The organism is Streptomyces sp. NPDC002018 (genome assembly GCF_042890865.1).
Taxonomy (GTDB): Bacteria; Actinomycetota; Actinomycetes; order Streptomycetales; family Streptomycetaceae; genus Streptomyces.
Genome location: NZ_JBIASO010000009.1, coordinates 285,785 through 309,814, shown reverse-complemented (window position 1 = coordinate 309,814; position 24,030 = coordinate 285,785). Strand labels below are relative to the sequence as shown.

The 24,030-nt window shown below is 72.7% G+C and carries 23 protein-coding genes and 1 pseudogene; 8 read left to right on the top strand and 16 right to left on the bottom strand.

The genetic code is table 11. The annotated features are described in order from the left end of the window. Positions 1–65: 65 nt before the first annotated feature. Positions 66–384 (bottom strand): annotated as a pseudogene (locus ACFYYH_RS17825) (aldehyde dehydrogenase family protein); the annotation flags it as partial. 152 nt (positions 385–536) lie between these two features. Between ACFYYH_RS17825 and ACFYYH_RS17820 the strand changes: the two are divergent. The 3 genes from ACFYYH_RS17820 to ACFYYH_RS17810 all read left to right on the top strand — a co-directional run bounded on the left by ACFYYH_RS17820 (position 537) and on the right by ACFYYH_RS17810 (position 3,523). Next, a complete protein-coding gene (locus ACFYYH_RS17820) occupies positions 537–1,307 on the top strand; it encodes an IclR family transcriptional regulator (RefSeq protein WP_388551593.1) in 771 nt (256 codons plus the stop codon). Positions 1,308–1,392: 85 nt separating this feature from the next. Then, a complete protein-coding gene (locus tag ACFYYH_RS17815) occupies positions 1,393–1,899 on the top strand; it encodes a GNAT family N-acetyltransferase (RefSeq protein WP_388551591.1) in 507 nt (168 codons plus the stop codon). A 175-nt stretch (positions 1,900–2,074) separates the two neighbouring features. Next, a complete protein-coding gene (locus tag ACFYYH_RS17810) occupies positions 2,075–3,523 on the top strand; it encodes a penicillin-binding transpeptidase domain-containing protein (protein WP_388551709.1) in 1,449 nt (482 codons plus the stop codon). A 157-nt stretch (positions 3,524–3,680) separates the two neighbouring features. Here the strand turns inward: ACFYYH_RS17810 and ACFYYH_RS17805 are convergent, their stop codons facing one another. The 5 genes from ACFYYH_RS17805 to ACFYYH_RS17785 form a co-directional block, all read right to left on the bottom strand. Next, complete coding sequence (locus ACFYYH_RS17805; protein ID WP_388551589.1) at positions 3,681–5,324, bottom strand: amidase; 1,644 nt, start codon at positions 5,322–5,324, stop codon at positions 3,681–3,683. Beyond that, positions 5,321–5,623, bottom strand: a complete 303-nt coding sequence (locus ACFYYH_RS17800; protein ID WP_388551587.1) for a hypothetical protein — start codon at positions 5,621–5,623, stop codon at positions 5,321–5,323. The genes ACFYYH_RS17805 and ACFYYH_RS17800 overlap by 4 nt, the downstream gene beginning before the upstream one ends. Positions 5,624–5,766: 143 nt before the next feature. Continuing rightward, positions 5,767–7,254, bottom strand: a complete 1,488-nt coding sequence (locus tag ACFYYH_RS17795) for an NCS2 family permease (protein ID WP_388551586.1) — start codon at positions 7,252–7,254, stop codon at positions 5,767–5,769. Positions 7,255–7,512: 258 nt separating this feature from the next. Beyond that, positions 7,513–8,697, bottom strand: coding sequence for a hypothetical protein (locus ACFYYH_RS17790; RefSeq protein ID WP_388551584.1), 1,185 nt, complete (start codon positions 8,695–8,697; stop codon positions 7,513–7,515). After that, a complete protein-coding gene (locus ACFYYH_RS17785) occupies positions 8,694–9,776 on the bottom strand; it encodes a 5-dehydro-4-deoxyglucarate dehydratase (RefSeq protein ID WP_388551583.1) in 1,083 nt (360 codons plus the stop codon). Before ACFYYH_RS17785 ends, ACFYYH_RS17790 begins: the two co-directional genes overlap by 4 nt. 277 nt (positions 9,777–10,053) lie before the next feature. On the opposite strand from ACFYYH_RS17785, the gene ACFYYH_RS17780 reads away from it, so the two are divergent. Beyond that, the gene (locus ACFYYH_RS17780; RefSeq protein ID WP_388551581.1) at positions 10,054–10,863 is read left to right on the top strand and encodes an NAD-dependent epimerase/dehydratase family protein; all 810 of its coding nucleotides are present in this window, start codon (positions 10,054–10,056) and stop codon (positions 10,861–10,863) included. Positions 10,864–11,068: 205 nt separating this feature from the next. Next, a complete protein-coding gene (locus tag ACFYYH_RS17775; RefSeq protein WP_388551580.1) occupies positions 11,069–12,256 on the top strand; it encodes a TerD family protein in 1,188 nt (395 codons plus the stop codon). A gap of 119 nt (positions 12,257–12,375) precedes the next feature. Here the strand turns inward: ACFYYH_RS17775 and ACFYYH_RS17770 are convergent, their stop codons facing one another. Together ACFYYH_RS17770 and ACFYYH_RS17765 are read right to left on the bottom strand one after the other, a co-directional pair. Beyond that, a complete protein-coding gene (locus tag ACFYYH_RS17770) occupies positions 12,376–12,603 on the bottom strand; it encodes a hypothetical protein (protein WP_078490871.1) in 228 nt (75 codons plus the stop codon). 240 nt (positions 12,604–12,843) lie between these two features. Next, complete coding sequence (locus tag ACFYYH_RS17765) at positions 12,844–14,262, bottom strand: alkaline phosphatase PhoX (RefSeq protein ID WP_388551578.1); 1,419 nt, start codon at positions 14,260–14,262, stop codon at positions 12,844–12,846. 102 nt (positions 14,263–14,364) lie between these two features. On the opposite strand from ACFYYH_RS17765, the gene ACFYYH_RS17760 reads away from it, so the two are divergent. Next, positions 14,365–15,129, top strand: a complete 765-nt coding sequence (locus tag ACFYYH_RS17760; RefSeq protein WP_388551576.1) for an SDR family NAD(P)-dependent oxidoreductase — start codon at positions 14,365–14,367, stop codon at positions 15,127–15,129. 313 nt (positions 15,130–15,442) lie between these two features. Here the strand turns inward: ACFYYH_RS17760 and ACFYYH_RS17755 are convergent, their stop codons facing one another. From ACFYYH_RS17755 to ACFYYH_RS17740, 4 genes are all read right to left on the bottom strand, one after another. Then, complete coding sequence (locus tag ACFYYH_RS17755) at positions 15,443–16,927, bottom strand: hypothetical protein (protein ID WP_388551574.1); 1,485 nt, start codon at positions 16,925–16,927, stop codon at positions 15,443–15,445. 436 nt (positions 16,928–17,363) lie between these two features. Further along, positions 17,364–17,984: an SMI1/KNR4 family protein gene (locus ACFYYH_RS17750; protein WP_388551572.1), complete on the bottom strand. Its 621-nt coding sequence runs from the start codon at positions 17,982–17,984 to the stop codon at positions 17,364–17,366. Positions 17,985–18,043: 59 nt separating this feature from the next. Further along, on the bottom strand, positions 18,044–18,412 hold the full coding sequence (locus tag ACFYYH_RS17745; RefSeq protein WP_388551571.1) for a hypothetical protein: 369 nt from the start codon (positions 18,410–18,412) through the stop codon (positions 18,044–18,046). Positions 18,413–18,529: 117 nt separating this feature from the next. Further along, positions 18,530–19,264, bottom strand: coding sequence for a DUF4232 domain-containing protein (locus ACFYYH_RS17740; RefSeq protein ID WP_388551570.1), 735 nt, complete (start codon positions 19,262–19,264; stop codon positions 18,530–18,532). A gap of 145 nt (positions 19,265–19,409) precedes the next feature. Here ACFYYH_RS17740 and dapA point away from each other — a divergent pair, with 145 nt between their 5' ends. Continuing rightward, complete coding sequence (gene dapA, locus ACFYYH_RS17735) at positions 19,410–20,312, top strand: 4-hydroxy-tetrahydrodipicolinate synthase (RefSeq protein ID WP_388551568.1); 903 nt, start codon at positions 19,410–19,412, stop codon at positions 20,310–20,312. 54 nt (positions 20,313–20,366) lie between these two features. Here dapA and dapD read toward each other — a convergent pair whose 3' ends face one another. The 4 genes from dapD to ACFYYH_RS17715 form a co-directional block, all read right to left on the bottom strand. Then, positions 20,367–21,365, bottom strand: a complete 999-nt coding sequence (gene dapD / locus ACFYYH_RS17730; RefSeq protein WP_388551566.1) for a 2,3,4,5-tetrahydropyridine-2,6-dicarboxylate N-succinyltransferase — start codon at positions 21,363–21,365, stop codon at positions 20,367–20,369. Positions 21,366–21,440: 75 nt separating this feature from the next. Then, positions 21,441–21,644, bottom strand: a complete 204-nt coding sequence (locus ACFYYH_RS17725; RefSeq protein ID WP_388551565.1) for a hypothetical protein — start codon at positions 21,642–21,644, stop codon at positions 21,441–21,443. Positions 21,645–21,753: 109 nt separating this feature from the next. Next, the gene (locus tag ACFYYH_RS17720; protein ID WP_388551563.1) at positions 21,754–22,290 is read right to left on the bottom strand and encodes a TetR/AcrR family transcriptional regulator; all 537 of its coding nucleotides are present in this window, start codon (positions 22,288–22,290) and stop codon (positions 21,754–21,756) included. After that, positions 22,290–22,610, bottom strand: a complete 321-nt coding sequence (locus tag ACFYYH_RS17715) for a DMT family transporter (protein ID WP_388551561.1) — start codon at positions 22,608–22,610, stop codon at positions 22,290–22,292. Before ACFYYH_RS17715 ends, ACFYYH_RS17720 begins: the two co-directional genes overlap by 1 nt. A 113-nt stretch (positions 22,611–22,723) precedes the next feature. On the opposite strand from ACFYYH_RS17715, the gene ACFYYH_RS17710 reads away from it, so the two are divergent. Continuing rightward, positions 22,724–23,989, top strand: coding sequence for a hypothetical protein (locus ACFYYH_RS17710; RefSeq protein ID WP_388551560.1), 1,266 nt, complete (start codon positions 22,724–22,726; stop codon positions 23,987–23,989). Positions 23,990–24,030: the final 41 nt, after the last annotated feature.

Genomic DNA, 24,030 nt, shown 5'->3' with positions numbered 1-24,030 from the left:
GTGGGGGGGGGGGGGGGGGGGGGGGGGGGGGGGGGGGGGGGGGGGGGGGGGGGCGCGGCGGCGGGCGCGGCCGCCCCCCCCCCCCACGACCTCGGCGAAAGCCCTCAACTGCGCGGTGGTACGGGCGAGTTCACCGGTGAGCCGGACCGGTCCGAGCGCGGTCTCGGCGTCCGCGGCCTCGATGACATGCTCGCGGGACGCGTCCAGCAGCTCGGCCGCCGTACGGAGCAGGGCGGCGCGGACGGTACGGTCGGCGAGCGCGTCCCTCGCGGCGTACGCGCCCCGCACCGCGCGGTCGACCTCCTCGGGCGTGGCCTCGTGGGCGACCTGCTCACGTGACTTCCCCGTTCGGGGGTCGACACTCCAGACTGGTGCTGCTGCCACAGCGGCTCCTTCCCGTCTGTTCCACCGATGCCACCCGCCGGAACTTGTTCGGTATTCTGAACAGGATTCCTGATAGTGAATCTGTAGGGACTCTATTTCCGCGCGTTCTGTGTGGTCAAGAGTGGTCCGGAAGGCGAAAAGGGGCGAGGACGATGTCGGCTGCGGAATCCGGTGGAGCACAGGTCAAGTCCGCCGTGCGGACGGTGGAACTGCTCGAATACTTCGCGGGGCGCCCCGGCATGCACTCCCTCGCCGCCGTCCAGGAGGCGGTCGGCTATCCCAAGTCCAGCCTCTACATGCTGTTGCGCACCCTGGTCGAGCTGGGCTGGGTGGAGACGGACGCGACGGGCACGCGGTACGGCATCGGCGTACGCGCCCTGCTGGTCGGCACCTCGTACATCGACGGTGACGAGGTCGTCGCGGCGGCCCGCCCCACGCTGGACCGGCTCTCCGACGACACCACCGAGACCATTCATCTGGCGCGTCTCGACGGCACCAATGTCGTCTATCTCGCCACCCGTCAGTCGCAGCACTATCTGCGGCCCTTCACCCGGGTCGGGCGCCGGCTGCCGGCCCATTCGACCTCGCTCGGCAAGGCGCTGCTCGCGACCCACAGCGACGAGCAGGTGCGCGCGATGCTGCCGGAGACCATGCCGGCGCTGACCGAGCACACCATCACCGACCGCGAGAAGCTCATCGAGGAGCTGCACACCGTCCGTGAGCAGGGGTTCGCCGTGGACCGCGAGGAGAACACCCTCGGGCTGCGCTGCTTCGGGATCGCGATCCCGTACCGTACCCCGGCGCGCGACGCCATCAGCTGCTCGGTGCCGGTGGCGCGGCTCACCCCGGGGCATGAACAGATGATCAAGGACACGCTGTTCGACGCGCGTGACCGGCTCACGCTCGCCACCCGGAGACTCTGATGACCGCCCGGCGCCCACGGTGACCGCCCGGCCGTATCAGGGACGACCGCCCGGGGACCGGCCCCGTGAGGTGCGGCCCCGTGAGGTGCGGCCCCGTGAGGTGCGGCTGCGCGAGGTGCGGCTGCGCGAGGTGCGGGAGAGCGATCTGCCGCTCTTCCACGCGATGGCACAGGACGCCGAGGCACAGCGGCTGGCCGCCTTCACCGCGGAGGACCCCGCCGACCGGACGCGTTTCGACGCCCACTGGGCACGGATCCTGACGTCGGCCGAGGTCATGGCGCGCACGGTGCTCGCCGACGGGGCCGTGGTGGGGCACGCGGCGGTGTACGGGCCACCTGACGAGCGCGAGGTGCGCGAGGTGACGTACTGGATCGACCGCGACCGGTGGGGGCACGGCATCGCGACCGCCGCGCTGCGCGCACTGCTGGCGGCCGAACCGGCACGCCCGCTGTCCGCCCGTGCCGCGGCCGACAACGCGGGCTCGATCCGGGTCCTGGAGAAGTGCGGATTCACCGTCACCGGGCGGAGCCGCGCCTACGCGCCGGGGCGCGGCGAGGAGACCGACGAGGTGCTCCTCACTCTGGAGAGATGAGTCGCGGGATCACGAAGGCCGGGATCACGAAGGTCCGGACGGGACGAGGGCGCGAGGCCGTCCCTGACGAGGCCGTCCCTGACGAGTTCCTGAAGAGTTCCTGAGAAGCCGGTCCGCCGGGAACGCCGCTCCCGGCCCCGCTCGTCCCCCGTACGCCATGAACAACGCGTACACGATGAACAAGACGATCAGACACGCGGCGGTCGTCTGTCTGCTGATGGTGCTCGCCCTGCTGGTCCGGGCGACCTGGGTGCAGGCATACGAGGCCAGGGCTCTCGCCGACGACCAGCACAACCGCCGCAACATCATCGCCCAGTACGCGCGGCCGCTGGGCGACATCGTCGTGGCCGGCTCGCCCGTCACCGGCTCCAGAAGGACGCAGAGCGGCGACCTGGCGTACGAGCGCACCTACACCGACGGCGCGCTCTACGCGCCCGTCACCGGCTACAGCTCGCAGGCGTACGGCTCCACCCAGCTCGAAGGCATCTACTCCGACGTACTCGACGGGACGGACAGCCTGCTGAGGAACCCGCTCGACGCGGTCCTGGGCAGGCAGACCGAGCCGGGCGACGTCCTGACGACGATCGATCCCTCCGTACAGGAGGCCGGGTACCGCGCGCTGGGCGGCAAGAAGGGCGCGGCGGTCGCCCTGGACCCGGTGACCGGCCGGGTGCTCGCGGTGGTCAGCACCCCCTCGTACGACCCGACGAGGATCAGCGGGACGACGGACGGTGCCGCCTGGACATCGCTGACCGAGGACCCGGACAGACCGATGGTCAACCGCGCGCTGCGGCAGCCGCTGCCGCCCGGTTCCACCTTCAAGCTGGTCGTCGCGGCGGCGGCGCTGGAAGACGGGCTGTACGGCTCGGTGGACGAGCGGACCGACAGCCCGGATCCGTACACACTGCCCACGACGGCCACGGTGCTGCGCAACGAGAACAGCTCGGCGCCGTGCGCGGACGCCACCATCCGTACCGCCCTCCAGTACTCCTGCAACACCGTCTTCGCGAAGATGGCCGACGACCTCGGCCAGGAGAAGGTGCGGGCCATGGCGGAGAGGTTCGGTTTCGGCGACGCCACCCAGGATGTGCCGGTGCGGGCCTCGGAGAGCGTCTATCCGTCCGGCATGGACCGGGCGCAGACGGCGCTGACGGGCATCGGCCAGTTCGATGTGACCGCGACCCCGCTCCAGATGGCGATGGTCTCGGCGGCCCTGGCGAACGACGGGACGCTGGCCGCGCCGCACATGGTCTCGAAGGTGGTGGACGCGAACGGTGACGCCCTGCGCTCCTACCCGGACGGGGACACCATCCGGGTCGTCTCCTCGGCGACGGCCGCGCAGTTGCGCAGCGCGATGGTGACGGTCGTCGAGGACGGTACGGGGACGAACGCCGCGGTCGCGGGCGCGGAGGTGGGCGGGAAGACAGGGACGGCGCAGCACGGCGTGGACAACAGCCGCACGCCGTACGCCTGGTTCACCTCGTACGCGAAGGACCCGGCCACGGGCAAGGAGGTGGCGGTCGCGGTGGTGGTGGAGGACTCGGGCGCGGCGCGCTCGGAGGTCAGCGGGAACGGTCTGGCCGCCCCCGTCGCACAGAAGATGATGGCGGCGGCGCTGAGGTGAGCCGAGGTGCCCCCGGCCGGCGGCCGGTGCCCCGGGACCACCGGGCAGGGGGAAGCGCCCCGGCCCGGTGGTCCCGGGGACCGGCCGGGGCACCCCTCGGCGCCCCTGTGTCCTTTCCTGCTGCGGCGCTCTGCGCGCCCTGCGCGCCCTACGCGCCCTACGCGCTCTGCGCTGCCGCCTCCTCCGCCGTGATGCGCGGCCTGTCGGCCCCCGCCGACCGCTTGGCGCTCCGGCCCGCGGCCGTGGACGCCGGGTCGGCCGGGCGCCGGGTGTGCCAGTCCGTCACCGCCTGGTACGCGGCGGCGACCTCCAGCAGCCGGTCCTCCTCGTACGGCTGGCCGCCGAGGATGACCCCGGCCGGGATCCCCGCCGTGAAGCCCACGGGGAAGGCGATCTCCGGCAGTCCGAGGATGTCGAACGGCACGGGTCCGGTCTGGAGCAGCACATCGCAGCGGGCCATGACCCCGTCGAGCACCTCGCGCAGCAGATGGTTCTTGGCGCGCTGCGCCGTGATCCACTCGTCGCCGGAGAGCATCAGCCCCTGGAGCCAGCTCAGCAGGGAGACGCCGAACTTGGCCGGGTCCTCGCGCAGCCAGTGCCGGAACGGCTCGGTCCGCTCGGACAGCCGCGCGTCGTTGAACGCCCCGGTCAGCAGCGACCAGTCGGCCGGGTAGGTGACCTCGACGAGCGTCACCCCGGGGATGGCGTCCAGTGTGCCGAGGAACGCCGTACGCAGCTCGGTCGCGGAGCCGAGGAAGTCCGCGGGCACACCGATCCTGGTGGCCCGGCGCAGCTTCACCTTCCCCCGGGAGACCACCGGGGTCGCGGCCCGTACGAGATCGGGGAGGCCGGGCAGGCCGAGGGTGCGCGGGTCGTGCGGGTCGGGGCCCGCCATCACGGCGAGCATCAGCGCCGCGTCCATCGCGTCGCGCGCCAGCGGCCCCGGGTGGTCGCGGGTGTACGACAGCGGGATCACGCCGTAGGCGGAGACCCGGCCCATGGTGGGCTTCAGCCCGGTGAGATTCTGCCGGTTGGAGGGCTGGACGATGGATCCGCCCGTCTGGGTGCCGATGGAGGACGAGGCCAGACGCCCGGCGACGGCGCAGGCGGGGCCGGTGGAGGAGCCGCCCGGATCGGTGGCCGGGTTCTCCGGGGTCCAGGCGTTGACGGTGGTGACGGTCCCGTTGGGGGTGGTCGCCCTCGTGGTGGCGAGCGGTCCCATCTGTCCCTTGCCCAGCACGATGCCGCCCGCGGAGGTGAGGCGGGCGACCGCGGTGGCGTCGTGGTCGGGGACGAAGTCCTCGAAGATGTACGAGTTGCAGCGCGTCGGCACCCCGCGCGTGTAGTAGTTGTCCTTGACGCAGAGCGGGATGCCGCTCAGTACCCCGCCCCGCCCGCCGGCGCGGTCGGCCTTGCGCGCGGCGGCGAGCGCGCTGTCGGCGGTCACCTCGGCGTACGCCTGATAGGTGGAGTCGTAGGTCTCGATGCGGTCGAGATAGGCCTCGACGAGTCTGGTGGACGTCAGCTTGCGGCGGCTCATCAGGACGGCCGCCTCGGCGAGGGTGGCCTCGGTGGGATCGCGGCGCGCCGCGTCACGCACCTCGATGTCGGGGAGGTACGGCTTACGGCCCCCCGAACCGGACGAGCCGGTGAAGGTGGAAGTGGACGCGGCCGGGTGCGCCGCGGTCGATGTGGACGGGTGCGCGGCGGCGGGGGTCGCGAGGGCGGATCCGCCGATGACGGCGCCCGTCACCGCGGCCGAACTGGCCAGGAAGGCGCGGCGGTTGACGGCACGGCTCATCGTCCGTCCGCCTTTCCGGTCCAGGCCTCGGTGATCGAGGGGTAGAGCAGCGGGGGCGAGGCCTGCTGGGCGTAGGCGGCGGCCGGGGTGCCGGTCACCGGCGGCGTCCAGCCCGCGATGGCGGCCGGGCCCCCGGTGACGAAGGAGCGCAGCGAGCGGAGGGCCTGATCGCGGGTGGGGACACCGGTCTCGGGGTCCGGCTGCACGGGCAGCAGATCGAGATCCACCCCGGCCAGGGCGAGTCTGGTCCGTATGTACGCGTCCAACTGCTCCTGGGTGGGTGGCTGAGGCTGGCTCAAAAGAACCTCCGGGGATGTACATGCCGTGCGGGGGGTGCGGGCGTGACTCCATCAGCCGTCGATGACTGCCCCGTTGAGCACACGCTTCACGGGTGTTACATCGAACGCACCCCCGCGGCCCCCCGCACCCCGGCGACCTGGCACTACGTCACATTGAGCAACTGCTCGACGGGGTCGATCGCGAAGTAGACGAGGAACAGCGCCGCCGTCGCCCACAGCAGCCAGTGCACCTCACGCGCCTTGCCCAGCACGGTCTTGATCAGGACATAGGCGAGGAAGCCGGCGCCGATGCCGTTGGTGATGGAGTACGTGAACGGCATGACGGCGATCGTCAGGAAGGCCGGGACGGCGATCTCGTACTTCTCCCAGTCGATGTGCCGGACCTGGGTCATCAGCAGGAAGCCCACCACGACCAGTGCCGGGGCCGCCGCCTGCGCGGGGACCACCAGGGCGAGCGGGGCGAGGAAGAGGGAGAGCCCGAAGAGCGCGCCGGTGACCAGGGAGGCGAAGCCGGTACGGGCACCCTCGCCGACACCGGCCGCCGACTCGATGTACGAGGTGTTGGAGGAGGCGGAGGCCGCGCCGCCCGCCACCGCCGCGGCCCCGTCGATCAGCAGGACCCGGCCGAGACGGGGCACCTTGCCGTGCTCGTCGAGGAGCCCGGCCTCGGTGGAGACACCGACGACCGTGCCCATGGTGTCGAAGAAGTCGCTCAGCAGGAGCGTGAAGACCAGCAGGACGAGGGTGATGACCCCGATCTGCTCGAAGGCGCCGAACAGGCTGAAGGCGCCGACGAGTCCGAAGTCGGGCGCGGCGACGATGTCGTCGGGGACGGACGGCGCGGTCAGTCCCCAGGCGGTGGGCGCGATGTCCGCGATCTCGTTGATGACGACGGCCACGACGGTCGTCAGGACGATGCCGATGAGGATCGCGCCCTTCACCTTCCGTGCCACCAGGGCGACGGTCAGCAGCACACCGAGGCAGAAGACCAGGACGGGCCAGCCGGAGAGCTGTCCCGAGGCGCCGAGCTGTACCGGTACGGAGCCGGTCTCCCCGGGGATACGGGTGACGAAGCCCGCGTCGATGAAGCCGATGAAGGCGATGAAGAGGCCGATGCCCACGCTGATGGCCTGCTTGAGCGCCTGCGGGATGGCGTGCATGACCGCCTCGCGCAGCCCGGTCACGACCAGCGCGCAGATCACCAGTCCTTCGAGGACGATCAGCCCCATCGCGTCGGGCCAGCTCATCAGCGGCGCGAGCTGGAAGGCGACGACGGCGTTGAGTCCGAGTCCCGCGGCGACCGCGAGCGGCAGATTGCCGCCGAGGCCCATGATCGCGGTCATCACGGCGGCCACCAGGGCGGTGACGGTGACGAGTTGGGGCCCGGAGAGCTGGGCGCCGAACTTGTCCTCGGCGCCCCCGAGGATGATCGGGTTGAGCACGAGGATGTAGGCCATCGTGAAGAAGGTGGCGAAGCCACCGCGTATCTCGCGTCCGTAGGTCGAACCGCGCTCGCTGATCCTGAAGTAGCGGTCCACGGCGTCGCGTCGCGGTGCGGTGCGCTCCGGTCGCTCCGGTCGCTCCGGTGGTTCTGGGGACTGCGGGGCGCGGTCCACGGTCTGGCCTGACATGGGGCTCCTCTGCCGACGACGGGTGCGGGGGGTAGAGGGATTGTGCCCCTGTCCGGGACACTTCAGGTTTTCGCCGTGTTAATGACCTTCCGGCGGGGCGTCCGTCGGCCCGGCCGACGGCCTCACCCCTGACCTCGCCGCTGGCTCCCCTGGCCTCACCCCTGACCTCGCCGCTGGCCTCACCGCTGGCCCCCTGACCTCGGCGCTGACCTCTCCGACGGGATCGCCCCCGCGTCCGGCGCGGGGGCGCGGCCGGGCTCAGCCCAGCCGGGACAGTCCGGCCGCGACCGCCGCCAGATCCGCGTCGGAGGCCAGTCCCGCGTGGTAGAGCCGCAGTTCGGTCGCCCCCAGCTCCCTGGCCCGCGCCGCGTCCTCGGCGAGCGTCGCCGGGCTGCCGCCCATCCCGCCGACGACATTGAAGTTGGCGGCGATCACCGAGGGCACGGCGGAGGCGGTGCGGCCGTCCGCGAAGGGGGGCAGTACGGTCCCGGCCGCGCCGCCGGCGCACGGCAGGACGACCCCGTCCGCGACCCCGAGGATGTGCGCCGGATCCACCCCCGCGTTGGCCCCGGTGCGGTACGGGGCGGGATCGGCGTGCAGCAGCACCTGGAACCCGGGGCCGGCCGCCGCCCGTACCGCCGCGACCGCCGACTCCTGGAACGTACGGGCGGTCCCGGTGCGCCAGTCGAGAGTGACGGCCGCGAGATCCGCCCCGAGCAGCTTCTCGATACCGGGCAGGCCGGCCTCGGTGGAGCCGGCGGCCCAGGCGGGCTCCAGCGCGCACCGTACGGCGGAGTTCAGTTCGTCCGGGTCGGCCCCGAGGTCCGCGTACCCCGCACGGCAGACCGGGCAGAAGCAGAGCGACATCAGATACTGGGCCGCGTCACCGAGACCCACGCCCGCGATCTTGTCGTGGGCGTGCAGATGCGCGAGGCCGTACCACCCGCAGGACTCCAGCTCGGTGCCGCGCGCGCCGGGGCGTACGGCGGCCTCGGCCGCCAGCTCGGTGAGATACGCGGCCACGGCGGGCCGCGCGATGCAGGGCGCCCAGGGGTAGCGGTCGCCGTAGGCGTTGACCACGGAGGTGGCGGGATGCTCGGCGCCCAGCCGGGAGCTGTGCGCGAGGATCACCCAGGTGTGGACGTCGAGTCCGGCGTCCGCCAGCGCCGCGGCGGCCTCTCCGTGGGCGTCGCCGGGGGCCCAGTCACCCGCCGGGTACGGGCGCAGCTCGTGGCCCGCCCAGCGCCCGGGGTCCGGCGGGTAGAGGACGGCGGCGTGCTCGGCGGTGACGACGCGATGGCGCGGATGGCGGGGGGTCAGGGCGCGGGTGGAGTGGTAGGCGGAGGCGAGGGTGACCTGCTGGACCCCGAGGTCCGCGATCCTGGCGGGGGCGTCCGGATCGCCCACCACGTCCCAGGGATAGAGGAAGACGGAGGTTTTCACCGGCCCGCCCCCGAGCCGCCCGTGCCCGCCGCGGCGCCATCCGGGCCCGTCGCGGCGCCGCCCGTGCCCTCCGCTGTGCCGGCCGTGCCCGTCGCCGGCCCGCCCCTGCCCGCGCCGTCGGCGGCGGCGCGCTCCGCCTCGATGTCCGCGAGGAGCGCCCTGCCCCGGTCCACCAGGACCGCGAGCGACTTGATGTGGCCGGGGAGCGGCTCGCTCAGCGGCGGGCGTACCTCACCGACGTCCAGACCGCCGAGCCGTACGCCCGCCTTGACGAGCGAGACGGCGTAACCGCGCCCGAGATTGCGCAGCTCGACCAGCGGCGCGTAGAAACCGTCGAGCAGCCGGTCCACGGTCGGGTCGTCCCCGGTGGTCAGCGCGCGGTGGAAGGCGAGCGCGATGTCGGGGGCGAAGGCGAAGACCGCGGAGGAGTAGAGGGTGATCCCGATACCGCGGTAGGAGAGACCGGTGAGCTCGGCGGTGGGCAGACCGTTGAAGAAGAGGAACGGCCGGCCGGGCTCCTCGGTCCGTACGGCGCTGACGATGCGCTGCATCAGATCGAGGTCGCCGTACCCGTCCTTCAGCCCGATGATGCCGTCCACCTGGGCGAGCCGGACGATGGTCGCGGGGGTGAAGACGGCGTTGTCGCGCTGGTAGACGATGGTTTCCAGGGAGGTGGCGGCGGCCAGCGCGGTGTAGTGGCGGACCAGTCCCTCCTGGTCGGCGACGACCAGATAGGGCGGCATCGCGAGCAGCCCGTCCGCGCCCTCCTCCTCGGCGATCCGCGCGTACTGGACCGCGAGCGCCGTGCCGTAGCCGGTCGCCGCCACGACCGGCACCCGGCCCGCGGTCACCTCGACCGCCGCGGCGAGACAGGCGCGGAACTCCTCGGGGGTGAGCGCGTGGAACTCACCGGTGCCGCAGCACGCGAAGACCGCGGCGGCTCCCGCGTCGACGCCCGCTCCGACGTGTGCGCGGAAGGCGTCGAGATCGAGGGCACCGTCGGGCCCGTACGCGGTGACGGGGAAGAACAGCGGCCCGGCCACGCGGGTGAGGCGTGCGGCGAGCGGGGCTGAGGTCACGAGCGCTCCCTTGGCCATGCAGCGAGCGATGAGGCTCGTGCACAATTCTGATCGATGTCCATATCCCTGAACAACGCCACGCTAGGGCAGCCGTGCGGCGCGGGTCAAGACGAGAAACCGCAACTCAGGGGCGGATTCACCAGCTCCGCGCGACACTTGACGGTGCCGCTCCGCACTCCCTAGCGTGTCCACGCATGTGAATGATGTCTACGGATCTGAGCCCGCTGGTCTCTGAGCCCGGTGGTCACCGATCCACGCCCGGCGAGGAGAGTGCCCCATGACCGCACCCCGTACCGTTCTGCTCACCGGTGCCGCCGGCGGCCTCGGCACCCTGATGCGCGGCCTGCTGCCCGCCTACGGCTACGAACTGCGGCTCTTCGACGTCAATCCCATCCAGGGCGAACCCGATGCCATCACCGCCGATCTCGCGGACACGGAAGCGCTGCGGGAGGCGGTCCGGGGCGTCGACGCGATCATCCATCTCGCGGGCATCTCGCTGGAGTCCACGTTCGACAAGATCCTGCGCGCCAATGTCGAGGGGACGTACAACCTCTACGAGGCGGCGCGCGCGGAGGGGATCCGCCGCACCGTCTTCGCCTCCAGCAACCACGCGGTGGGCTTCACCCCGCGCCCCCAGGGCGACGACCCGCTGATCCCCATCGACACCCCGCGCCGCCCCGACACGTACTACGGGCTCTCCAAGCTCTTCGGCGAGGATCTCGCCCAGCTCTACTGGGATCTGCACGGCATGGAGACCGTCTCCGTGCGGATCGGCTCCTGCTTCCTGGAGCCCAGCACGGTCCGTATGCTCTCCGTCTGGCTGAGCCCCGGCGACTGCGCCCGGCTCCTCCATGCCGCGCTGACCGCCGAGCACGTCGGCCACACCGTCGTCTACGGCTCCTCCGCCAACACCCGGCTCTGGTGGGACCTGTCCACCGCACGCGCGCTGGGATACGAGCCCCAGGACGACTCGGAGCAGTACGCGGAGAAGCTCGTCGCGGCCCAGGGACCGCTCGACCCGGCCAATCCGGACCACGCGTGTCTGGGCGGCCAGTTCACCACCGACCCGCCGCGGTGGCCCCACTGACCGCTCCCCGGGGAGCCCCGCGGACCACCGCCGGGGACCTCACCGGCCCGCCCGCCGGGGGCGCCTCACGGACCGCCTCACGGACCGCCTCACGGACCGCCCGCCGGTGGCCCGTGCACGGCCCGTCGCAGCCGTGCGCGGGGCCGCTGACGCGAATGGCGGAAGGTAAGGGAACGGTAAAGCGGGGTCGTTCGTTACGTCAGTCATGACAGCTATGACCCCCGGCTCGAACATCCCTCTTCCCACCACCCATGTGGCGGTGGACGTCGCCGCTCCCGTGCGGCTCGACGTATCGAGCCTGCTGCTCACCGCCGACGGCAAGGTGCGCTCGGACGACGACTTCATCTTCTACAACCAGCCGACGGGTCCGGGCGTGACCTACCGCTCGGGCGGAGGCTCGGCGCCCGACGCGATCGTCGTCGACACCACCGCCGTCCCGCCGGGCATCGAGAAGATCGTCGTCACGGCGAGCCCCGACGCCGCCGGGCAGACCTTCCAGGGCATCGAGCCCACGGCCACGATCCGCGACGCCGCCACGGGCGGCGCGCTGGCCACCTTCACCCCGCCGCGGCTGGGCGGCGAGACCGCCCTGGTGATCGTGGAGATCTATCTGCGCAACGGCGCGTGGAAGGCCCGCGCCGTGGGTCAGGGATACACCAATGGACTGGCCGGGATCGCGACCGACTTCGGTGTCTCGGTCGAGGAGCCCGCCCCGGCTCCTGTCGCGGTCCCGGTCGCCGCTCCCGCACAGGCCGCGCCGCCCGCCCCGGCCGCGCCGCCCGTCGCCGCACCGCCCGCCGCCGCACCCGGGAGCGGCAAGATCAACCTGGACAAGGGCCGGGTGAGCCTCCGGAAGAACGAGACGGTGTCGCTGGTCAAGGGAGGCAAGCCGCTGCTCAGCCAGGTCAAGATGGGCCTCGGCTGGGAGCCCGCGTACCGGGGCAAGGACATCGACCTCGACGCGTCCGTGATCGCCTACGGTCCGAACCGCAACCATCTCGACAGCTGCTACTTCGGCAAGCTGTCCATCCTCAACGGTGCCATCAAGCACTCCGGTGACAATCTCACCGGGGAGGGCGCGGGCGACGACGAGGTGATCGTCGTCGATCTGGGCCGGCTGCCCGCCGACGCGACGGGACTGGTCTTCACGGTCAACTCGTTCACGGGCCAGAAGTTCACCGAGGTCGCCAAGGCGTACTGCCGGCTGCTCGACGCGGCCACCGGTGAGGAGCTGGTCCGCTTCGATCTCACGACCGCCGAGCCTCAGACGGGCGTGATGATGGCGAAGCTGATCAAGCAGTTCTCCGGCGAGTGGGAGATGACCGGCCTCGGGGAGTTCGTGAAGTCGCGTACGGTCCGCGGCATGGTGAAGCCCGCCGCGAAGATCCTCTGAGGGCCTTGGTCCTGATCTGAACCAGGGGCGTCGGACATCCGCACGTCGGGCCTACGGGCCGCCACGGGGTCCCGTCAGGACCCGCGGCGGCCCGGGGGCTCGGCGTTCGGGGCTCCGCCTCAGAGCTTGGTGAGCTTGGCGAAGGGGCTCAGGATCCTCCCCTGTCGCCCCGAGAAATCGATGAGCACGGCGTGTTCGCCCTCGACTCCGATGACTCTGCCCAGCCCGAACTGGTCATGTGAGACACGGTCTCCCACATCGAACTGCTCGGGCGGGGGTGAGGCCGGGGCCTGGCGGTTGAAGGGACTGGACGGCAGGTGGCGCCGGGATCCGGCTGACTTTGTCATTACTTGGAAGTATGCGCCCAATGAGCCCCGCCGCGCCATGCCCGTCGGCCGACGGGCCGCCGGATCACCCCTTCCAGGCCCGCTCCCGAAGCCCTCCGGATACCCTGCGCGCCCCCGTCCTGAGCCCTTCCCCGGCCGCTCAGGAGCCTCTTCCGCCCCTCTGGAACCGCCGCCCCGGCCTCCCCTCCGAACACGAGGCCGCCCACCGCCGAAAAACGTGGGAGTACGGTCCGGCGGTGGTCAGTGCCGGGGGGAGCGCCGCCACGGGCCGGTGATGGCGAGCATGATGCCCGGCTCCTGGACATTGGCGAACAGGGTGCGGCCGTCGGGCGAGAACACGACACCCGTGAACTCACTGTCATTGAGGTCGTTGCGGGCGATCGGATAGGTGCGTCCGCGCTCCGTCGCGCCGAAGAGATGCTGGATCCCCTCGCCGTCCTCCGCGATGACGAGCCCGCCGTACGGCGAGACGGTGATGTTGTCCGGGCCGTCGAACGCGCCGTCCTGGCCGGGGTCGGCGTTGACCCCCAGCAGCACCTTGAGCGTCAGTGTGCGGCGCCTGGGGTGGTAGAACCACACCTGGCCGTCGTGCGGCCTGCCGGGGCTCTCGTCACGGGCGTACGAGGAGACGATGTACGCGCCGCCGTCCGCCCACCACATGCCCTCCAGCTTTCTGGCACGGGTGATGTCCTCACCGTCGAACTGCTGCCGTACATCGACGGTCCTGGCGTCCCGGTCGGGTACGTCCACCCAGTCCACGCCGTACACGGTGCCGAGCTTGGCGGCGCGCGAGAGATCGTCGACGAACCGGCCTCCGGCGTCGAAGCAGCGCGGTGCCTGGAGGACCCCCGCGTCGTCGGCGAGACGGCGGAGCTGTCCGCGCCCGTGCTTGAAGCCGTGCGGCGGGACCCAGCGGTAGAAGAGGCCGTTGGGGTCCGAGGCGTCCTCGGTCAGATAGGCGTAGCCGGTGCGGGGGTCGATGACGACCGCTTCGTGGTCGTAGCGGCCGAAGGCCTTGACGGGCCGGGGGTTCCGGTTGGCCCTGCGGTCGTACGGGTCGACCTCGAAGACATAGCCGTGGTCCTTGGTCATCCCGTTCTGGCCCGCGCGGTCGGAGTTCTCCTCGCAGGTGAGCCAGGTGCCCCAGGGAGTGCTTCCGCCCGCGCAGTTGTTGGCCGTACCGGAGATCCCGACCCACTCGGCGGTACGCCCGTCGCGGTGCGTCTCCACGACCGTGCAGCCACCGGGCGCGGCGGGGTCGTAGACCAGCCCCTCGGTGAGCGGCACCGGGTACTCCACCTCGCCCCTGGGACCGTCCAGTTCATGGTTGTTGACGAGCAGCGTGACCCCGCGCGGCCCCTCGAAGGCGGCGGTGCCGTCGTGGTGGGAGGGCGTGTCCTCGCCGCTCTCCAGTGTGGTGACACCACTGTGCGTGATCACCCGGTACGAGAATCCGGCGGGCAGCGCGAGCATCCCCCGCGGGTCGGGGCGCAGCGGACCGTACCCCGGCTCCAGGGCCGGGCCACTGGCGACCTCGGGAGCGTCCTCGGCGGCCAGTGCGCCGGGCGCGGTGGCGAGCGCGCCCGCCGCGCCGGTCAGGACGAAGCCCGCCCCGGTACGTGCGGATCTTCCGGTGAATTCCCTGCGGGTCAACGACATCGCGGTCTCCTGAAGGGCACATGGCGAGGGGTACGCTCCCGACGCTCCCGCCCACGGAAGAACGCCGGTTGAACACCGGCCGACATCGAAAGGCCCGCTTCCATGAATCTGCCCGCCACCGGCCGCCGTGTCCTCGTCAGCGGCGCGTCCCGGGGTCTCGGCCGCGCCGTCGCCAGGGCCTTCGCCGCCAATGGCGACCGGGTCGCCGTCCACTACGGCAGCCGGTCCGCCGACGCCCGGCTGACCCTGGAGTCCCTGGCCGGTACGGGCCACACCCTGGTGGGCGGCGACCTGTCGGAACCGGCCGGGGCCGCGCGGATCGCGGACGAGGCCGCGGAGGCGCTGGGCGGGATCGATGTGCTGGTCAACAACGCGGCGGTGAACGAACGCCATCCGCTGACCTCGACGTCGTACGAGGAGTGGGCGACGGCCTGGCAGCACCATATGTCCGTCAATCTGCTGGGCACGGCCCTGCTCAGCCACCGTGCCGCCCGCTCCATGATCGACCGGGGCACGGGCGGCCGGATCGTCAACATCGGCTCACGCGGAGCCTTCCGCGGCGAGCCGGACCATCCCGCCTACGGCGCGACCAAGGCGGCGGTCCACGCGCTGGGCCAGTCCCTGGCCGTCTCCCTGGCCCCGTACGGCATCGGCGTCGCGTCCGTGGCCCCGGGCTTCTTCGACACGGAACGGGTCGCGCACCGCCTGAGCGGGCCGGAGGGCGAGGCGATCCGCGCGCAGAGCCCGTTCGGCCGGGTGGCGACGGCGGAGGAGATCGCGGACGCGGTGCTGTGGCTGGCGTCGCCGGGGGCGGAGTGGTCGTCGGGGGCGGTCCTGGACCTCAACGGCGCGTCACACCTGCGGTGAGCACCGTGGTTCTGGGTGCGTTGTGGCGGGGGCCGGTTTTCGGGTGCGGGTTGTGGCCGGGGGGTCGTTCCGGGGGCACATCCGGGACGGCATGATGTACGGCGCCCTTGGCGGTGCGTGGGATATGGGCGTCCGGACGCCACACATCCGGCGGCCGCCCAGGGGCGCCGTACATCATGCCGTCCGGACATGTACCTCCGGAGGCCCCGGCACCCGGCACCACCCACAACCCGCACACCACCACCGGCCCCCGCCACCACGCACCCGAAACCACGACGCACCGCCGGGAGGCGCACCGCCGGACGGCGGCCCGTTATCCCCGCGACCTCGCCTTGAACGCCGCCTTGCGGGCCTCCTTCGAGACCCCCTTGTCCCGGTGCAGCCACCCCATCGCCTCCAGGACCTCCGCCGTCGCCGGGTGGTCGATCCGCCAGGCCGTGTCGAAGAAGCCGCTGTGCCGGCCGACCAGCCCCTCGACCAGTTCCTGGAGTTCGTCCGGCTCGCCCTCCGCGTCGAGCTGCGCCGCGATCGTGTCGATGGCCAGCCAGAAGATCATCGACTCCGGCGGCGGCGGCACCTCCCGCGCGCCCAGTTCGGCGAGCCAGACCCGGGCCAGACCGCCCAGTTCCGCGTCGTCCAGTACGTCACGTACCGCCGACTCCGCCTCCGTGCCGACCAGCGAGAGCGCCTGCTGGCAGTGGAGTCGGCGCAGGGGCGCGCCCTGGTCCGAACCGCGCGCGGCGGCCAGCAGTTCCGCCGCCGCGTCGGCCGGCGCGCGGCGGGCCAGCCACTGTTCGGTCTCGGCGCGGGCGGACAGTTCGGGGAAGTGCGCGACCCCGTCCAGCAGCGCGTGCGCGTCCTTGTCCATGAGGTCGCCGACCACGGGCGCGTCGACCCCCGCCTCCAGCATCCGGGACCTGATCCCGTAGAGCCCGAGCGGCGTCAGCCGGACCATGCCGTAGCGGGCGACGTCCTCCTCGTCGACGGGCAGCGAGGCATCGGCCGCGCCGCCGGCCTCCTCCTCCATCAGGGCCTCGTCCACGGGTACGTACGAGACCAGCCCGACCGGCTCCAGCAGCCGGAACTGGTCGTCCAGCCGCATCATCGCCTCGGAGACCTGCTCCAGGACGTCGTCGGTGGGCTCGCCCATGTCGTCGGGCACGATCATCGACGCGGCGAGGACGGGCAGCGGTACGGGTCCCGGTCCCGACGCCCCGCCCCCTCCCGCGTCCGCGACGGTCAGCAGATAGAGATTGCCGAGCACGCCCTCCAGGAACTCCGCCTCGGACTCCGGGTCCCAGTCGAGCGATTCGAAGTCGATCCCGCCGTCCTCGCCGATGGCGGCGGCCAGATCGTCCAGGACCGGCGCGGTCGCGTCCGCGAACACGACGTCCAGGGCGTCCAGCCAGAGCCCCAGGACGTCCTGCGGGGAGCCGGAGGTGAGAAGGGCGAGCTGGTCGCCCGCGGTGACACGGCCCGTGGCGCCGTCGTCCGCGCCGTCCTCCGTGTCGCCGTCCTCGACCGTCACCAGGCCCGTGTCGACCGCGACCCGCCACGCCTCGCTCGCGTAGGCCTCGCCGTCGCCCTCGGAGTGGCCGTCCGCGAGACCGAGCACCGCCGCCGCCTCGGGAAGCTGCTCGTCCGCCAGTTCCCCGCCCGCTCCGACACGCGTCCCGGGCCCCGCCCAGCGGGCCAGCCGCACGGCTCGGGCGAGCAGGGGCGCGGCCAGCGCGTCCCGCGCCAGTTCCGCGTCCGAGGGCAGTCGCACCGGGGGCACGGTGGGGCGGTCTCCGGTCATCTGGTGGGTCTCCTCGCGGCATACGGATGGACGGCGGCCCCCAGCGTAGACGTATTTGGACCCATCCCACCCGGTTCATGTACCCGACAGGTGGAACGGGCCGGGGCACCCTTGACAACCGCCCCGCCCAGCAAGGAGATTACGCGCGTAGAACACCCCTCGCGCGGCTCTTCCGGAAGCTGCCGGAAGACCCCGTACGAGGGGCGTCGCACCCCCGGGACCGCGGCGGTCCGGCCGTACCCCACATACGGCCGGGCCGGCGCACTCCACGCCCGCGCCGGGCGGGTGGTCCCGGGTACGGCACCGGACCGTACGGACAGGGTGGTCCCTCCTCGGTGGCGCACCCCCGCGGTGCGCCCTCGCCACCATGCTCGGAGAGGAAGTGCGGACGACATCGGCGGACCGCCCATGTCGTCCGGCCCGGTCGTGGTCCCCGTCAGACCACCACGTCGAACCATGGCCGCCGGGTGGTGGCCCAGTGGGCCACCCAGCCGGCGAACCCGTCCCCCGCGGCCGTATGGCCGAACGCCGCCCCGAACGGCGCCGCCCCCACGTCGCTGATGTTCCAGATCCGGCCCCGCTGGGGGCCCGTGACCACGAGGTGCCAGTACATTCCGCAGCCGTCGGTGCCCAGCACCACGCTCCCGTGGTTGGAGACCTCGTCGATGAGCGGCTCGATCTCCTCGTACGGCCGGAGGTCGTCCTCCCACACCCAGGCCTCGGTGAGCGGGAAGGGCCTCGACAGCACCCGCTGTGTCTGCGCGCATCCCCAGTCGGCGGGCACCGCCGCCACGGGTATCAGCCCGTCGACATCGGCCGGGCCCTCGCTGCATCCGTCGCAGATCTCGGCGACCAGCGTGCGGTACGGCTCGGGCAGGACGATTCCCTGCTCGCGCTCGAAGGCGCGCACACCGTCCCAGCCGAGCGGCGGCAGACAGTGCTCCGGCGGGAAGGCCGCGCGCAGCGCGTCGAGTTCACCCCGGTCGGCCGCGCCCGGATCGTCCGCGCCGCGGTCACCCCGGTCTGCTTCGCCCCGGTGGGCGTTTTCGTTCTCCATACTCTCCATGCCCTCCATGTCCCCTAGTGGACCAGCACCCACTGACAGTCCGGCCCCTGCTACCCCGAAGCTCCCTCCGGCACGCTGTTGTCGGGAGCGCCGTCGCCCACGGGAGGCAGATCTCCCCGTTCGGCCGGCGACGCCGGAGCAGTCTGTTCCGGCGGCGGCGCGTCGAGTTCGGCGTCCGTGGCGGGGCGCGCGGCCTCCGCGGCGCGCCGCGGTGTCCCGCGGTCCACCGTCCGTCGCTCACCGCCGAGCCGTACGACATGGCCGTCCTCGGCCCGCGCGTACGCGTGCGTACCGCCAAAGACGCGGTACCGGACTGAACCGTCGCGCGCCGGTACGCGGGTGTGCGCCCTCTCGTTCCCGCAGGCCGCGGCCGCGAGGGCGGGGGTCGGTAACGGCGACGGCGTCGGTCGCCGCGGCATACGCATCATGGGAGCATCCTGCCGCATCCCGAACGGACGGCCGATCACTGTTCGATGCCGATATACGAACGCCGAACGATGGACAGCGGAATACTGCAGAGGGCAGACCCGGACCGCTCAGGACGGCCTCGGCGCCGGTCCGCGGGCCCAGGCCGTGACATCCAGCTCCCCGGACGTACCGATGTCGAGCAGCAGGGGCACCGTGTTCCGCCGCGCCCCCTCGGCCGGCGCGATCACCACATACGCGCCGGAGCCGGCCGGCCGGGTGTCGGTGATCCGGTTGTTCCAGTGCAGCACCGACTGGACGGTGTCCCCCCGCTCCAGGGTGTAGGGCCGCGGCCCCTGGTCCCGCCCCGCGTCGGTGTACGCGTGACCGTGCGTCAGCTTCACCGTGAGCGGCTCACGGTCCGCGTCGAGGACACCGACCTCCGGATAGCCGTTGACGCGCAGGGGCCGCTCGCCGCAGTTCTCCAGTGTGATCACGACGGCCCGGTGTCCCATGGCCGCGTCCACCGGACCGGGCCGGACGGACACCCCCGACGGGGGACAGCCGGCCGGTTCTGCGGACGGCACGGATCCGGCCGGGTCCGTGGGCCCGGCTCCGTGCCGCCCGTCCGCCGGTGACTCCCCGGACTCCCCGGACTCCCCGGAGCCGCCTGGGCCGCCTGGGCCGTCTGAGCCGCTCGACGGACCGGAGACCTCGGGCGCGGGTGTCCCGGTCCGGTCGGCGCGCGGCCCCGGCGCGTTCCGCTCGGCGGCGATCTCATGACGGAGGTCCGAGCAGCCGGCCACCCCCGTGACCAGCGCCAGCACACCCATCGCCGCCATGGCCGAACGGCCTGTGCGCCTCATACGATCCCTCCCCCGCGGCACCGGACGGCACCGCGGCCGATCATGCCAGACGGCCGTGAGCCCTCCGGATTTCAGTGCTGCTTCACCCTCACTCCAAGCAGATCTAAGTAGACCTTCACAGTCCGGCGGACGGAGACTGCTCGCCATGAGCACCCCACGCCCCTTCGGCCGCGCCCTCTGCGCGATGGTCACGCCCTTCACCGCCACCGGGGAACTGGACCTGGCCGGTGCCCGCGCGCTCGCCGGCCGGCTCGTGGCCGAGGGCTGTGACGGACTGGTCCTGAACGGCACCACCGGCGAGTCCCCCACCACCACGGACGCCGAGAAGACCGCGCTCGTACGGGCGGTGTGCGAGGAGGTCGGCGACCGGGCCCGGGTCGTCGCGGGCGTCGGCAGCGCCGACACCCGGCACACCGTCGCGCTGGCGCGGGCCGCCGAACAGGCGGGCGCGCACGGCCTCCTGGTGGTCGCGCCGTACTACAGCCGCCCGCCGCAGGAGGCCGTGGAGGCGCACTTCCTGCGGGTCGCGGAGGCGACGGGCATCCCGCTGATGCTGTACGACATCCCGGGCCGCACGGGCACCCGGATCGAGCCCGCGACCATGCTCCGCCTCGCCGGGCACCCGCGCGTCGTCGCGGTGAAGGACTGCGCGTACGACCTGCTCGGCAGTTCCACCGTCATCGCCCGCACCTCACTGGCGTACTACGCGGGCTGCGAGGAGCTGAACCTTCCGCTGTACGCGGTGGGCGGCGCCGGGTTCGTCAGTACGGTCGCCAACGCCGCGCCCCGCCCTCTGCGGGCCGTACTCGACGCGTACGACGCGGGGGCGTGCGCCGAGGCCGCGCGGCTCCACCGGCTCACCCTGCCGCTGGTCACCGCGATGATGGCGTCGGGGCTGCCCGGCACGGTCACCGCGAAGGCGCTGCTCGGCGCGCTCGGTCTGCCCGCGGGGCCGGTCCGCGAACCGCTGCTGCCCGCCGGCCGGGAGACGGCCGACGGGCTGCTGGAGCTGTACGGGGAACTCGCCGGGGAACTCGTCGCCGGGTGACGCGCGACCCCCGCCCCGAGCGCGCTGCGCGCGCGGCGCGCGACCCCGATGCCGTCAGTTGTGGCTGTGGAGCACGTCGTTGAGGCCGCCCCAGACCGCGTTGTTCGGACGGGCCTCGACGGCGCCGGTGACGGAGTTGCGGCGGAAGAGGATATTGCTCGCGCCGGACAGCTCACGCGCCTTGACGATCTGGCCGTCGGGCAGCGTGACACGCGTACCGGCCGTGACATAGAGCCCCGCCTCGACCACGCACTCGTCGCCCAGCGCGATCCCCACCCCCGCCTCCGCGCCGATCAGACAGCGCTCGCCGATCACGATGCGCTCCTTGCCGCCGCCGGAGAGCGTGCCCATGGTGGAGGCGCCGCCGCCGATGTCGGAGCCGTCGCCGACGACCACGCCCGCGGAGATCCGGCCCTCGACCATGGAGGTGCCGAGCGTGCCCGCGTTGAAGTTGACGAAGCCCTCGTGCATCACGGTGGTGCCCTCGGCGAGATGCGCGCCGAGGCGCACCCGGTCGGCGTCGGCGATCCGCACGCCCTTGGGCGCCACGTAGTCGGTCATCCTCGGGAACTTGTCGACCGAGGTCACCTGGAGGTGCAGGCCTTCGGCGCGCGCGTTGAGCCGTACCGTCTCCAGCGCGTCGACCGCGACCGGGCCGAGCGAGGTCCAGGCGACATTGGCGAGCAGCCCGAAGAGGCCGTCCAGGCTCTGGCCGTGCGGCTGGACCAGCCGGTGGCTGAGCAGATGCAGCCGCAGATACGCGTCGTGCGCGTCCAGCGGCTTGTCGTCGAGCGAGGTGATGACCGTACGGACGGCGACGACCTCGACCCCGCGGCGCGCGTCGGGCCCGACGGCCCTGGCGGCGCCCTCGCCGAGCAGCTCCACGGCGCGCTCGGCGGACAGCCGCTCGGTACCGGCCGGTCCGGGCTCCGCGGCGAGCTCGGGGGCGGGGAACCAGGTGTCCAGGACGGTGCCGTCCCCGGTGAGGGTGGCGAGACCGGCGGCGACGGCGCCGGTGGTACGGGAGGGACGGGCAGAAGCAGTGTCGGTCATGGTCAGAACTTAACGTTCCCGGCGGCACACGGGCGAACCGGTCTCAGGTGACGGGCGTGTGCCCCGGCGGTCCGGTCAGCTCAGCCGGTTGTCGTCGGGGCGGTCCGCCGCGTGGTCGGTGTCGTCCTCCGCGCGCGGCAGCGGGCGGTGCCCCTCGGAGTGGTGGTTGACCCAGCCGCAGACGCCGCAGCTGTAGCGCCCGTCGAGCCCGGCGATCAGGGTTCCGCACTGCCGGCACTCCGCGTAGGTGATCTCGGGCCCCGGGGAGGAGTTGCTCATCCGATCAACCTACCGCGCACCGGACCGGCCGCCCGGACCCGGACCGGGCCGGCCGGGAAGGACCGGCGAGGAGGGACCGTACGGGTCAACGGGTCAACGGGTCAACGGGTCAGGGGATCAGCCGCGCCATCATCTCGCGCGCGTACTCCTCGTCGTACGGCGTGTCCGTCAGCAGCACCTGGAGACAGATCCCGTCCAGCAGCGCGACCAGCGCCCGCGCGGTGACGGGATCGGTACGCCGGGACAGCACCTCGACCACGGCGGCGCACCACTCCGCCGCGACCGGGCGCAGCGCGGGCCGCCGCAGGGCCGCGAGATACAGCTCGTACTCCAGCTCCACGCCCGTACGCTCCCCGCCGAGCCACTCCCCCATGAACCGGGCCAGTTCACCGGCGAGACCGGACTCCGGATCCGCGAGGGCGCCGCTCTCCGCGAGGGCGGCGGCGAAGTTCTCGTTGAGCCGGCGCAACGCGGCGACCAGCAGTTCGTCGAGGGAGGCGAAGTGGTACGTGGTCGAGCCGAGCGGCACATCGGCCTCGGCGGCGGCCGAGCGATGGCTCAGCCCCGCGATACCGGCGCGCCCGACCACCCGGATCGCGGCGTCGATGATCCGCCCGCGCCGCTCGGGGTCGTAACGACGGGTCATCAGTGGGCCCCTCCTAGATTGAGGACGACGACGCCCGCGATCACCAGGGCGATGCCCGTCAGCCGGACCGCGCTCGCGGACTCGTCCATGAAGAGCATGCCGATGACGGCGATGGCCGCCGTGCCCGCGCCGGCCCAGATCGCGTAGGCGGTGCCCACGGAGAGGGTCTTGAGGGTCTGCGCGAGCAGGGTGAAGGCGAGCAGATATCCGGCCACGGTGATCAGCGAGGGCCAGAGGCGGGTGAAGCCCTCGCTGTACTTCATGGCCGTCGTGCCGGCCACCTCCGCCGCTATCGCCGCGGCGAGCAGTCCATATCCCATGTGTACGAGGGTACACATGACTGTGTACGACCGTACACAAACCTGCTGGCCAAACCCCCGCGCACCGGCTACGGTGTGCCGTCCGCAGGGGGCGCGTGCGAACGGGGTGGGGCGTGACACAGGGCATGGGGCGGGACGACGGAACCGGTTCTCCGGAGAACGGCCCGGACGGGGGCGCGGGCCCGCACGGAGGCGAAGACGCGCACGGGGACGCGGGCGTGCCCGGCGGAAACGGCCCGTACGGCGGCGGGCCGCGAGGACCGCACGGGCCACCGCCGTACGGGAACGGTCCGTACGGGAACGGTCCGTACGGGAACGGTCCGTACGGCTGGGGCGGCCGGGGCGGCCGGACGCCTCCTCCCCCGCCGCCCAGGCCCGGTGTGATCCCGCTCGCCCCCCTCGGCCTCGGCGACCTGCTGGGCGGCGCCTTCGCCACCATGGGCCGCCACTGGAGACCGCTTCTCGGTGTGGCCGCCCTCGCGTACGGATGCGCCGCCCTCGTGGCCGCGGCCGCGCTGGCCGTCGCCTACCGCGCGGTCGGCGACGATCTGCGCGGACTCTCCGACCCGGGCTACCCCACCGCCCCGGCCTGGCACGACGTCCGGCCGCTGCTGCTCGCCTTCCTCTGGGTCTGGGTCATCGGGATGCTCGCGCTGCTGCTCGCCAACGCGCTGGTGCAGGCGGCCTGCCCCGAGCTGGTCCGGCACGCGGTCCTGGGCCGGCGGACCACCCTGCGCGCGACGCTGCGGCGGGCCTCGGCGCGCCTGCCCGCGGTCCTCGGCACGGCCGCCCTGAGCTGGCTGATCGCCCTCGTCCCGATGGCGCTGTTCCTGGCGGCGTCCATCGCCACGGTGGTCCCGCTCGTCCGGCGGGACGGGTCGCACCTGGCCCTCTGGCTGATCGTGGCCGGTTTCGCGGGCGCGCTCGCGCTCACGCCCCCGGCGGTCTGGCTCTGGGTCCGGTTCGCTCTGGCCCCCGCGGCCGCCGTGATCGAGTCCCAGGGCCCGGTGGCGGCCCTGCGCCGCTCGGCGGAGCTGGTGCGCGGCGCCTGGTGGCGGATCTTCGGCATCTCGCTGCTGGCCTATGTCATGGCGGCCTTCGCCGGCATGGTCCTCCAGCAACTGATCGACCTCGCCGGGCTGTTCCCCGCCGTACCCGGCGCGGGTGACGACGACGGCCCCACCGCGGGGGCGGTCCTGGTCACCCTCGTCGCCTCGCTGGCGCTCTCCCTGGCCGGCCAGTTCCTCAGCCAGATCGTGCTGACGGCCTTCCCGCAGCTCGTGCTGAATCTGCTCTATGTGGACCAGCGCATCCGCGCGGAGAATCTGGCCCCCACCCTCGCCGCCGCCGCGGAGGCGGCGGACCGGCCCGGGGGCTGACCCGGTGCACACGAACGCCGGCCGGGCCGGAGACGGCCCGG